The sequence below is a fragment of the Schaalia odontolytica genome, assembly GCF_009730335.1.
Taxonomy (GTDB): domain Bacteria; phylum Actinomycetota; class Actinomycetes; order Actinomycetales; family Actinomycetaceae; genus Pauljensenia; species Pauljensenia dentiphila.
The window spans coordinates 453,053-466,050 of record NZ_CP046315.1; the positions used below are offsets into that span (position 1 = coordinate 453,053).

A 12,998-nucleotide genomic window follows, 5' to 3' on the forward strand; every position below is an offset into this window, starting at 1 on the left:
TGAAAGTAGTTTATAAAAGTGTTCTCGCAGGCCGCATGGGTCAGATGGTAAAGCTCACATCAATCATTATCATTCAGAAATTACATGGATAACGTTATTCAGTATCCTAATGAGTGGTGCGCGTCGCTGACTGTCCATAGTTTTCGGTACAACGTCTCTGGTGTGATGCGCAAAGGGCTCAGACGAACAAAGAGGATAGTATGCAACGCCTACGCCCCCTGCACTCGCGGCATTCCAACAGAGCTGCTCGCTATGCCATGCTGTACGCAGTGATCGTCCTGTCATTCTTGGCTGGCTTCCTGACTCCCCTGACGACACCGGCTTTTGCGGCGCAGCAGGAAGCCGACGCTGCTCAGGTCGCCTCCGATGGCGCCGATGCACCTGAAGGAACTGTCGTCGGAGACTCCGACGGGGCAGGCGCCCCATCAGCGCAAGCAACAGCTGAGGAAGAAACGGCCGGGGACCCGGATGGAGATCAGAGCGGTGGTCAAACTGATGGGTCCGAGCAGCCGCGTGCCAGGTCACGTCGTTCAATAGACGAGGCGCAGGACACGGCGAATCTGACGATGACAATCGCCAATGATGCCGATCGAGTCAAGGTTCGCGACACGCAGATCACCACTGTTAACTTCGCGTGCTCATCGGTCAACGTGCCGTGTCGCGGCGGCGTCATTACCGTGGATATCCCAGCTCCCACAACACCCGACGGGCAGGTCCTGACGACCCGGATGGCTGCGAGCGTGGTGTCGGGGAATAACGTGCAGCGTCTGGTGCCCTCCTACCCCTTCGCCGGATCCGGTCTGTACCGCCTCACCTTCTACATGAAAGAGCCCCTGGCTGCGGGCACTTCCGACCGGTTGCAGATCAACTGGTGGTACCCGAACAATGACGCCCCCGACGGGTCCACGGTCGATGTGACTGCCTCCTTCAGCGCGAAGAACGCTGAATCTGTTGATGCGCGTGCAACCACCACATTGACGGCATCGTCGGATGTTGCCATCGAAAAGAAGAAGTTGGGTGCACCCCCTGCTTTCGGGTCGACGGCCTCCTACCAGCTGCGCTACGGATACCAACAGATTGATAACACCGATTCGAACTATGTGGGCATCCGCTGGAACGGCTCGGCATACAACGGCAATCAAAACGGCCTGGGTTTTGTTGAACTGCAAAACATCAAGGTCGTCGACCCGCTGCCCGACGGTGCCGAGTTCGTCTCCGCGACCGGCGGTGGCGTGTATGACTCGGCAACGCGTACGGTGACGTGGAGCTACGATTCGTGGAGTTGGCAAAACCCCATCCAAAACACGGTTGTCCTGAGATACCCGCAGGGAAGCTACGACATTAGCGATCAGGTGACCAACACGGCGACGATCACCGCTGAGCAAAAGAACAACCCCGCCGTCACCTACAGTAAGTCGTCGCACGCAACCCACGGATTCGCCCCGTCGAATCCTCGCGGCCAGATCTCTAAGCAGGGAGATGACTATAACGGGGCGTTCCGCAAGGGTACGTACCAGTGGCGTTTCGCCGTCAACAACTCAGGCAATACAACCCTGCACCAGGTGTGGGACGATACCTTGCCGTGCACCTGGAGCACGCAGGATGCGGCAGCGGGTAACTGTGACACACCTTCCCTTGTGGGGCCCTACGAGTTCTATATCTTCCGCCCCAATGGCAGTGAAGAAGGGTGGAACTGGGAGTACTGGACCAACACGGGCGAGCACGTGGTGCTCAACAACCAGACGGAAACGAAACGTGTGGAACTCCCGGAGGGGCAGTACATTACGCGCATCCGTATTGAATCGGATGTTGCTCCAGGTAACGGTGCCACAGTGTGGTTCCGCGGACATGTTCCGGAAGACTTTCCGCGCGAGGAACCGTCTGATTTTGACTCACGGTACAACCCCGCCTCCAAGCCTGAATCCTACTTCAACTACGTGAAGTCGGACGAATACGTTCGCGTGCAGAACTGCGCCTCTGCGACGTTGACGGACGTAGCAAGCGGACGGGTTCTAGCTTCCAACGACAACCTGTGTTCGTGGAATCGTGTCAAAACGGACTTCCCGTCGCTGCACCCGTCGGTGGACGCCCCGCGCGGTTTGGTAAAGGTGGGCGATCGCCTCCCCCTCACACTGAACGTTTCCATCAGGAATCCGGAGGATCGTGGCGTTGCTGCACCTTTTGTGGTGACGGATCTACTGCCGCTTGGCGTGGATATGGACGAGATCCCTGATTCGGCGTTTAGAGAAACCGCTCTGAAGAACCCTGATGGTTCCCCCTATGACGTCTCACAGATCAAGCGTGAGATCATCAAAGACTATGAGGGGACGGGGCGAACGCTGATTCGCCTGACTGTGCCCACCCCCGCCTACAATCTGCTGCGCGTGATTCTGGAGACGACGACTGACTCGCGCCTCAGCGCGGGCAAGGTTGAGAATCGGGTGCAGGCGAAGTTCGTCGACTCTGAGGTCGAGCCCTACACCAGAACCTCCTCGTTCCGCCTGAGGGAATATTGCCCCAGAGCGGTTGTCGCGCAAGATACTCTCGATCTTAACGGGAGTGGGGGCACTACCGACTACATGTGCGAGACCCCCTCGTCCTTTGTCGTCGCTGTTTCGCCGGGCATGACCATTGAAAAAGAGGTGCGTGGAAACCGCGACGCCGACTTCGTCTCCTCCCCCAAGATTGCTCAGATTGATCCCGGATCAGACGGTGCATATCGCTTTACGATTTCCAACACCGGTAATGTGGCTCTGAAGCAGGCAGTGGCCTACGACCTGTTGCCTCACCTCGGCGACACTGGTGTCGGTCCAGCAGCCTCCCAGGAGCGAGGATCGAAGTGGAAGCCGCAGATTAACTCGACTCAGTGGACTTTTGAGTCCGTCACCGAAACGCCGGGTCAGGAGGCAACTGTCTCTGCAGTTCCGGCCTCCGACATCACTGTGCAGTACACGACTGCACTGAATCCGTGTCGCGGAGAGGTGCTCAGCGCTGGTGGCGCCATGAATCAGGCGCCCGCCGGATGTACCCCCAACGCATGGGGTGACGCTCCGGCAAACCTTGCCGATGTTACCGGTTTCCGACTGGTGATGAACCGCGATATCGCGCCGGGAGAGAAGATTCGCTTTGTTGCGCCTATAACCTCACCGGCAGACGCGAACTACACGGCGTGGAACTCTGCTGCGCTTTCCGGTGGCTACGATCAAAATGGCAAGACCCTCTACCTCTTGCCCTCTGAAGCGCCGAAGGTTGGTATTGAAGTCGTCACCGACCTGGCGCTGAGCAAGGATGCCGTCAAGGCCGTCGTGGACAGCGGCCAGCCGGTGCTGGGCGGGGACGGATTGCCGCAGACCGCCACACCACGACAGCTGCTGAGCGCTGGCGACTACGTTCTCTACAGGATTAGCGTCGTGAACAACGGTCCGGCTGCGGCTTCTGGCATTACAGTGAGCGACGCACTGCCCGAAGGGGTTGAGTACGTGGCGTCCTACACGCGCCTGTGCCCCCCGGGTGGTGATCAGCAACCCGTCGTCCCCTGCGCCGGGACGGTGGAGAACGGAAACTATGACCCCGCCTCGAGCACGTGGCAGGTGATGCCCTCGGAGCAGGCGGGTACCAACTTGCCCGTGTGGGCCAGCTCAACCCTTTACATCCTCGCCAAGATCAGCGACACAACCAAGGGACGCACCATCAAGAATCGTGCGGAAATAGGTCAATACGATCAGATCGATCGTGACCCGTCCAACAACGAGGCGTCCGCTGATATCTCCGTTGGCGGCACTATTTCGGGCCTCGTCTATAACGATGCCGACGCAGACTGGAATCGTGCGGATGATGGCGAGCCGCCGTTTGAGGGAGTGACGCTGACCCTGCTCGACAGCAATGGCCAGCCTGTCTTGGACGGCAGCGGAGCTGAAGTTACAACGACGACCGACGCTCACGGAGCATACAGCTTCCCGGGGCTGCCCATGGGAACCTACTCCGTCAGGATCACTCGAGGAACCGCTACAGTGGATGGCGCGCAGGTGTCTATGGATGACTACACCGCGACCTATGCGTGGGGCCGTTCGCCGGACCGCTCGTACGCTGGCGTTGATTCCTCGACCACGTCGCCGATCGCCTTGACGCAACAATCTCCCGATGCCTCGAACGTGGACTTTGGTTTCACGAAGCCGGCAAAAATCGGTAATCGCGTGTGGTTTGACGCGAATAAGAACGGACTCCAGGATGAGGGAGAACGAGGAGTCCCACACGTAGGCGTGTACGTCATGTATTCGGATGATCTGGGAGCGCTCGATGCGTCCGGAAATCCGGTGCAGCAGGTCTTTACCGATGAGAATGGCGAGTATCATTTCGACAACTTGCTCCCGACTCCGAAGAACTCGGACGTCCAGTATCGACTCCTGTTCTTCCTTCCCGAAGGGTATTCGGCGACTACCAGCCAGGTGGGTGAGGATCGTGCTATCGACTCCAATGGGGACGATAGCTTGTTCTCGCTGAAGCAGGGCCAGGTGGATGACACCTTTGACCTGGGGCTGGTCGCTGACGGCCGCGTTGAGGGAACGCTGATCTGGGATATCAACAACCAGGGTGGAGCTGTTCCGACCTCCGTGGATCGTCCCCTCGCCGGCGTGACAGTGACACTGACACGCCGAGATGGCGGGACGGACACAACCATCGAAACACAGACGGACGCCGATGGACACTATTCCTTCAAGGACCTGGCTCCCGGCGACTACACGGTGACCGTTGATAGGGACTCGTTGGCGCGCATCTGCCCCGAGTGCACGGCTCAGACGCACGCGCCTTCGGGTGACATGGTTGCTTCTGTGGGGCAGCAGCTGTCCCTGACATCGAAAGTCAGCCTGGTGCCGACACACATGATGGTTGGATCGCAGGACTTTGCGTTCACCGGACCGGCGAATACATCGGTCGAAAAGGCAATCACCAGCCCTGCGACAGAGCCTGACGGTGGCTTCGAACCCGGTGCCGAAGTGACCTACACGCTGACGATGACGAACCGCGGACCCAGCCCGGTCACCGGGTGGAGTGCCAACGATCCATTGCCCGCCGGCGTTGAGTTCGTCAGGTCGGCCGGAGACGGGACGTATTCTGCCGACACAGGACTGTGGGATCTGTCCGGTCAGCTGATTGAGAAGGACGCGACGCGGTCCCTGACCATCACTGTGCGGGTCACGGCTGAGGCAGCTGGACGCGTCGTCACCAACACCGTGACGGTGGCCCGGCAAGACCAGATCGGTGACGACGCATCCGATAACACCGCGTCTGCGGACCTGAGCGCCGGATACGTGCTCTCCGGCAAGGTGTACAACGATGCCGACGCCTCGTTCAGCGCTGGCAACAATGAGACTCCGTACGCGGGAGTGCGCCTGACACTGACGCATCCGGATGGGACGCCGGTCCTGGGCAGCGACTCTCAACCGGTGACGGCTGAGACGAAGGCGGATGGAACATATTCTTTCACGCGCCTGCCCCTGGGCGACTACCGGGTGAGCATCATGAATCCTGACGGCGGAGCGCTGCAGGGAACAAAGCCCACCGAGGCATACAACAGCCGCTACAAGAACACCGCGGACGTGTCGATTGCCAAGGCCACGGGCTCGGTCGTTGACGTCAACTTCGGTCGAGTCAAGCCCGCTTCGATCGGCGACTCCACCTGGATCGACGTGAACCGTGATGGCCTGCAAGGTGCCGACGAACCGAAACTTCCCGGTGTCCGCGTCCGGCTCACAGACGTCAACGGCAGCCCCGTCACCGATGCTGACGGCCACGACGTGGCCGATGCCGTGACGGATGAGCAGGGGCATTACACCTTCGAGAACCTCTTGCCGGGCACCTACAAGGTGTCCTTCCAGGCGCCGGCCGGATACACCCCAACTCAGGTGAGTGCGGGCAGTGACCCGAAGGCAGACTCGAATGGGGACAACGCTGACGTGACGCTCGAGCAGGGCAGCAGCGAGGACACCATCGACTTCGGCGCCGTCGGCACCGGAGTGGTCGGTGACCGCATCTTCGTCGACGTCAACCACAACGGTGGATCTGAGCCTGATCGGGCAGATCGCCCGCTGAGTGGTGTCACCGTGAAACTCACCTGGCGCGGCCCGGCGGGTGCTACGGCAACCTACGAAGCGGTGACGGACGCACAGGGTGCCTACCGCTTCAACGACCTGTTGCCCGGAGACTACACAATCGAGGTTGACCGCGATTCGTTGACGAAGGCCGAGGCTCTGCTGAATGTCCAGACACACGCGCCAGGCGGCGACACCGATCGCACACCTGGGAATGAGTGGACCCTCACCAATGAGTTCACGCTGACCGGCGACCACATGACCCGCACTGATCAGGATTGGGCATTCGCGATCTCGGCCGACGCCGCCATCGCGAAGGCGATCACCAACCCCAGCGCTGACGAACAGGAGAACTTCCAGTTCACGCCGGGGAAGCAGATCAGCTACACGCTGACCGTCACCAACAACGGTCCCGGACCTGCCACCGGCGTGACCGCCTCGGACCCGCTGCCCGCGGGGGTGTCCTTCGTGTCAGCAACCGGTGACGGCACCTTCGACCAGGCCTCGGGGGCGTGGGATCTGTCCGATCAGGTCATTGCCTCGGGAGAGTCGCGGACCCTGGTGATTACTGTTCGCATCAAGTCCGAAAGTGCGGGAACCCTCGTGTCGAATGTCGCTCAGATAACCCATCAGGACCAGTCGGGCGACGACACGACCAACAACCGGGCGTCTGCCCACTTTAAGGGGGGATACAACCTGGGTGGGCTCGTCTACCGAGACTCCGATGGCTCGTACACGAAGGGTGAGCAGGAAACCCCCTTCGCGGGAGTTACGGTGGCCTTGCTGGACGCGGATGGACAACCGGTGACCGGACAGGACGGCCAGCCTCTGACTGCGGCGACCGATCAGGATGGCCGCTACCAGTTCGTCGGAATCGCTCTGGGGACCTACCGCGTGAGCGTCGTCGGTACCGATTCGGGTGACCTAGCTGGCCTCCTACCCACGCAGGCCTACAAGGGACGCGGACAGATCAACGAAAAGTCCGTTGCCGCGCAGGTGAGCGTGTCGGCTGAGACCGGTTCCGTCGAAGGCGTTGACTTTGGTTTCGTGTCCCCGGCCTCCGTCGGAGACCGCGTCTGGATTGACGCCAATCGTAACGGGACGCAGGACCCCGGCGAGGCTAGCCTGGGCGGAGTCGTCGTCATCCTGAGTGACGGATCCGGGACGGAGATTGCCCGGCAAACCAGCGATGCCAACGGTTCATACCGCTTTGACGGGCTGCTTCCCGGCACCTACACCGTCGCCATTGAGGTACCTACCGGGTACGAGGCAGTAGCTACGACGACCCTCGAAGTGACCTTGTCTGAGGGTGAGGTCAAGGACGATGTGGACTTCCCGTTGGCCCCCATCGTCATCCCCTCGAATCCGATTCTTCCCTCTGCGGCGGGAGCGTTGGCGCGCACCGGTGCAGACACGGTGGTTGGTTGGGCCGCGTTGCTCGCCATGGCGGGTGTCACCGCCGTGCACGCCAGACGGCGCAGGAAGTGAGTGACGTGTGAGGGCCCGAGGCTTGAGTCTCGGGCCCTCACACGTGCGGGGCGCGCAGCCGGATGCGGGCAGTGTCAGCATCGACGCGCGTTGCCTCACGATTCATGCGAGAATCCCGGCACAGGCTTCCCGGTTGCGCGTCATCCCCTTCCGGGTCATCAGATAGGGGCGTGAGCTGCGTGCGCCTCCGGCTGGCAGACCCCGAGCGCCGGGGCGCTCAGTAGATCGTCACGTAAGTCCCCGAGGGGATCGTGTCGTGGAGCCACTTGGCATCCTCGTAGCGCAAGCGCACGCACCCGTGCGAGACGTGTCCACCCAGGGTTCCATCCATGATGGTGTAGGTGCCCTCGTAGTAGAGGACCGAGTGGAAAAGGTAGTCTCCCGAGAATTGCGTCCACCAGTAGGCGGTGTAGCCGTGCCCGAAGGAGCGACCTCGGTTCTTGATGGTGAACGTTCCCGTGATCGTCGGCGTTGAGGGTTTGCCCACGGAGCACGGCATGTCGGTAAGCGGCTGCCACGATCCGTCGGCCCAGTAGAAGGTCATGCAGTGGGGGGCGTTGGTGTCCACCACGACCAGGTAGTTCGTGGGGCTGTACAGGCTCTTGGCGTAGTTCCAGTCGGCCTCAAACCCCGTCCGATCGCTCACCCAGAAACCCTTCCAACGGTCGAAGTAGTTCCACGTTCCGCCGACCTGGGACCACCCGGTGGCCATCGCGCCGCCTCGGGCTGAATCCAGGTAGTACCAGCTCCCGCCCCCGTCGCGCAGCCAGCCGGTGGAGAGCGCGCCAGAGGAATCCAGGTGGTACCAGGAGCCGTCGGAGAGAACCCACCCGGTGGTCATCGCTCCGTTCCATTCCGCGTAGTACCACCTGCCTCCGGCGATGAACCAACCGGTTGCCATCGCACCGCTGTCCCCCAGGTAGTACCACGAACCCGAACGCACCCATTTCGAGGCGTTCATCGCCCCGGATGCATCGAAGTAGTACCAGGAGCCGTCAATGTGGGACCAGCCGGTGACCATCTGTCCGCCTGCCGACAGGTAGTACCAGGAACCGCCCGAGGAAAGCCAGCCGGTCGTCATTGTGCCGCCGTCACCGAGGTGGTACCACGAACCTCCCTCGTGGTACCAGCCTGTGCGCACGCCGTTCTCGGTCGACGCATACCATGCGCCACTTGGGTCCTTGTACCATCCGACCGGGACGTAGCCCCGAACGTCGAACGCGTAGCGGCGTCCCTCCACGTCGAAGATGCCGTCCTTCATCCACGTTCCGTCCACTAGCTCGTAGCGCCAGCCGGCCTCGTGGCGAACCCAATGGCCGGAGGTTGCCTCCGGACTCGTCGGTTCTCTCTCTGCGTCAGCCGAGGTGGAATCGTGATCTAAGGAGGGGGTTTCCACCGAATCGGTGGCCGCGTCGGCCTGGGAGGTCGCTTGGCGTTCCGAGGTCGGCCCGGAAGCATCGGCCGCGGGGGATGAATCCTCGTGGCCGCTTGGATCGGGTGCCTCGGAGCCGACGTCGGGACTGGCCGCCGCGGAAGGCGAGGAGGCATCGACCGACGGGATATCGTTCGCGCCCGAGGCTGTTGCGGCCAGCGGAAATAGGCCGATGCAAGCGATCGTGGCTGCCGATGCGCCGATGCATCGTAGGAGGCGGACACTGATGTTTCTCATGATTGCACCTCATTCACGTGTGATGACCAATTCTTCACTGTGATGAATCAATGGTAAGCGTCGGGGGTTTGCGAGGAGGGCGTTTGGGTGCCGTCGTTGGTGTCATCTTTTCTTGCCCGGCGTTACGCTGGTGACGTCGATGGCGACGGGTAAGGACGACTGAATCCGTGGACCGCATGTGAGCGTGAGGGGGCGGTGATACGCAAACGACGACGTCACCCACTACCCTGGAGGGGTGACCACAGCTCTGTATCGCCGGTATCGCCCCGACACCTTTGATCAGGTGATCGGCCAGGAACACGTGACGGAGCCGCTCAAGGCGGCGCTCCGCGCGAATCGCGTGACGCACGCGTACCTGTTCTCCGGGCCGCGCGGATGCGGCAAGACCACCTCAGCGCGCATCCTGGCGCGCTGCCTGAACTGCGCGCAGGGCCCCACGGACACCCCGTGCGGCCAGTGCGAATCGTGTCGTGAGCTGGCCACCGGCGGCCCCGGTTCGCTCGACGTCGTCGAGATCGACGCGGCCTCGCACGGCGGCGTCGACGACGCGCGCGACCTGCGCGAGCGCGCCACCTTCGCGCCGGTGCGCGACCGCTACAAGATCTTCATCATCGACGAGGCCCACATGGTCACGAACCAGGGCTTCAACGCGCTGCTCAAGCTCGTCGAGGAGCCGCCCGAGCACGTCAAGTTCGTTTTCGCGACGACGGAACCCGAGCGCGTCATCGGCACGATCCGTTCGCGTACCCACCACTACCCGTTCCGCCTGGTGCCGCCGGATGTCCTCGGCCCTTACCTGACGGGCCTGTGCTCCGAGGAGCACATCGGCGTGGGCGAGGGCGTCCTGACCCTCGTGATGCGCGCGGGCGGCGGCTCGGTGCGCGACACCCTGTCGGTGCTCGACCAGCTGATGGCCGGCGCGATCGATGGCCAGGTCACCTATCAGACGGCCGTCGCGCTGCTCGGCTACACGGACTCCGCGCTGCTGGATGAATCCGTCGATGCTCTTGCGGGTGGCGACGGCGCCGCGGCCTTCCGCGTCGTCGAGCGCATGGTCGAGTCCGGCCACGACCCGCGCCGCTTCGTCGAGGACCTCCTGCAACGTCTGCGCGACCTCCTCATCATCGCGGTCGCCGGCGACGGCGCGCGCGACGTCCTGGTGGACACCCCGCACGACCAGTTCGAGCGCATGCAGCGCCAGGCGCAGAACTGGGGGCCGCACGGCCTCTCCCGTGCCGCCGACCTGACCGACGAGGCCCTGCGCGCCATGACGGGTGCGACCTCGCCTCGCCTGCAGCTTGAGCTCCTCGTCGGCCGCATCCTCGTGCCTTCCCCCGGCCCCGCCCAGGCCCCCGTGCAGGGCACGGTTGGCATGACCGGTGGGGGAGCGCCGCGAGAGGCTTCCGCGCCATCGTCGTCCGAGGCCTCCTCGGGTCGTTTCGGCGCCCGCGAGGCCCGCGAGGCCCTGGCTCGCAAGAAGCAGGAGCGCGCCGAGGTTTCGGCCCCGGCCGCTCAGGCGCCCGCATCGTCTGCCGCGCCTGCTCCCCAGGGCATGCCCGCGTGGGGGAGCGGCCCCGACTGGTCCGCTCAGAAGCCTGTGGCCCCGGAGCCGAGCTCCGCTCCGGCGCAGGCCGCGCGACAGGAGGCTCCGCGCCACGAGGCCGCCCACGAAACGGCACCCGCCCGCGAGGCCACGCCCGTCCAAGCCGAGCCGCGCCCCGCCGCGCCTCCGCAGCAGCGCCACGAATCCAGCGCGCCGCAGCGCTCGGAGGCGCCCGCCCGCGCAGAGGCCCCTGCTTCGGGCCGCGACGCCGACATGCTCCGTGGCCGCTGGAACGAGGTCGTCGAGCGCCTGTCCTCCATCAGCCGCGTCACGTGGTCGATGGTCGGCGGCAACGCCCAGCTCGGTGCCGTTGACGGCCCCCAGGTGGTCCTCCTCTTCCCCGTCGAGGCCATGGTCAACGCCTTCTCGCGGGGCCCCCGCGCGGCCGACGTCGAAAAGGCCATCAACGAGGTCACCGGCCTGACCGTGAGCGTATCCGCGCAGGTCGGGCAGGCCTCGGGCGGAGCCGCGACGACCGGACCGTCGGCGCAGGCATCGCACCCCGGCCCTGCCGCGCAACACTTTCAGCCTGGCAGCTGGGTTTCGGAGCCGCCCCCTTTTGATGAGGCCGCCGCGCAGGCGGCACCCCAGGGCGACCTCGAGCCGGCTGACACCGGTTGGCCCGAGCCCGTGCTCCCGCCGGAGCCCGCACAATCCGGTTGGCCCACAACCGCTCGCGCCCCCGAACCCGCTCTCGAGCCGGAGCCGGTGGAATCCGCCTGGCCCGAGCCTGCGACGGTGACGCCGATCCGACGCGATGAACCCGTCGCGCCCGCACCGGCACCGATTACCCGCGCCCCAGACCCGCAGCCCGCCGAGCGCCCCGCGCTACCCGAGCGAGCTGCCCGTGCCCTCGCACAGGCTCCCGCCGATACGCCCGAGGCCGCCCAGGCCTCGTCCCCGAACGGTGACGCGGCCCCGCGCAAGCGTTCCTTCACGGTCTTCCGCTACCCGGGCGACCCGGAGCCCGCCGACGATCCGGCGGACGCACCCGTGCAGCCCGAGCCGGCCCCGGCCTCGTCCCCTGTCTTCGATGATGCGCCCATCGAGCCCGCCGCGCACACGCCGTCGACCCCGACGGGATGGGGAGACCCGGTCGTCATCTCCGGGGGTGCGTCCGTGAACTTCGACGACGGTGCCGACTCGTGGGCCCCGCCGGAGTCCACAGCCCCCGCCGACGTGACCCCGATCAGTGCGGCCCCGAGCGCTCCCGCGCACGCCCCCGCCTGGCTGGCGGCAGCCCCTGAGCCGACGTCGGATCCCGCGCCCGGATTCGGCGCCCCGGAACCCCAGCGCGACGCCACAGCTGCGCCCGACGGGCCGCTGACCGGACGCGCCGCCGCCGAGGCCGCCCTGCGCGAGAAGGCTCAGCGTGAGGCTGCCGTCGACTCGACCCGCACTCACGCAGCCGACGACGATAGCGCCAGCATCGACGACGAAAATATCGAAAACTCGCAGATGATCGGCCTGGCAGCGGTCCTGGAGATCCTCGGCGGACGCGTCATCGAAGAAAAGATGACCGAGGGAGGATACTGACATGTACGACGGCGCCCTGGCCGACCTCATCGACCAGTTTGGGCAGCTGCCCGGCATCGGCCCGAAGTCCGCGCAGCGCATGGCCATGCACGTCCTGGACGCGGAGCCCGAGGACGTCGCGCGCCTCGTCGACGCGATCAACGCCGTGCGCGGGCGTGTGCGTCACTGCGACATCTGCGGCAATCTCACGGAAGAGGACGAGTGCTCCATCTGCCGCGACGTGCGCCGCGACCCCAGCGTGATCTGCGTCGTCCAGGAGCCCAAGGACATCCAGGCGATCGAGGGCGCGCGCGTATTCCGCGGTCGCTACCACGTCCTCGGCGGCGTCATCGATCCGATTCACGGGGTGGGGCCCGACCAGCTGAACATCGCCTCGCTCATGAGCCGCCTCGCGGACGGCACCGTCGTCGAGGTTATCCTGGCGACCAACCCGAACGTCGAGGGCGAGGCGACGGCCGCCTACCTCGCGCGCATGCTCTCCACGATGGGTGTCGAGACCTCGCGCTTGGCGATGGGCCTGCCCATGGGCGGCGACCTGGAGTACGCGGACTCGGTGACGCTGGGCCGCGCGCTCGAGGGGCGCCGCCGCCTCTAGGCTCTCATCGACGAGGCC

The 12,998-nt window shown here is 64.3% G+C and carries 4 protein-coding genes; 3 read left to right on the forward strand and 1 reads right to left on the reverse strand.

What is annotated here, in order from left to right; all coding sequences use genetic code 11:
- Positions 1-269: 269 nt before the first annotated feature.
- Positions 270-7,577 (forward strand): SdrD B-like domain-containing protein, encoded by a 7,308-nt coding sequence (locus FOC40_RS02015; protein ID WP_231126047.1) that lies wholly within the window; start codon positions 270-272, stop codon positions 7,575-7,577.
- A gap of 217 nt (positions 7,578-7,794) precedes the next feature.
- Here FOC40_RS02015 and FOC40_RS02020 read toward each other — a convergent pair whose 3' ends face one another.
- A complete protein-coding gene (locus tag FOC40_RS02020) occupies positions 7,795-9,246 on the reverse strand; it encodes a L,D-transpeptidase family protein (protein ID WP_004565638.1) in 1,452 nt (483 codons plus the stop codon).
- Positions 9,247-9,481: 235 nt separating this feature from the next.
- On the opposite strand from FOC40_RS02020, the gene FOC40_RS02025 reads away from it, so the two are divergent.
- The gene (locus FOC40_RS02025) at positions 9,482-12,385 is read left to right on the forward strand and encodes a DNA polymerase III subunit gamma and tau (protein ID WP_155844105.1); all 2,904 of its coding nucleotides are present in this window, start codon (positions 9,482-9,484) and stop codon (positions 12,383-12,385) included.
- 1 nt (position 12,386) lies between these two features.
- Positions 12,387-12,980, forward strand: a complete 594-nt coding sequence (gene recR / locus FOC40_RS02030; RefSeq protein ID WP_003791045.1) for a recombination mediator RecR — start codon at positions 12,387-12,389, stop codon at positions 12,978-12,980.
- The last annotated feature ends 18 nt before the right edge of the window (positions 12,981-12,998 follow it).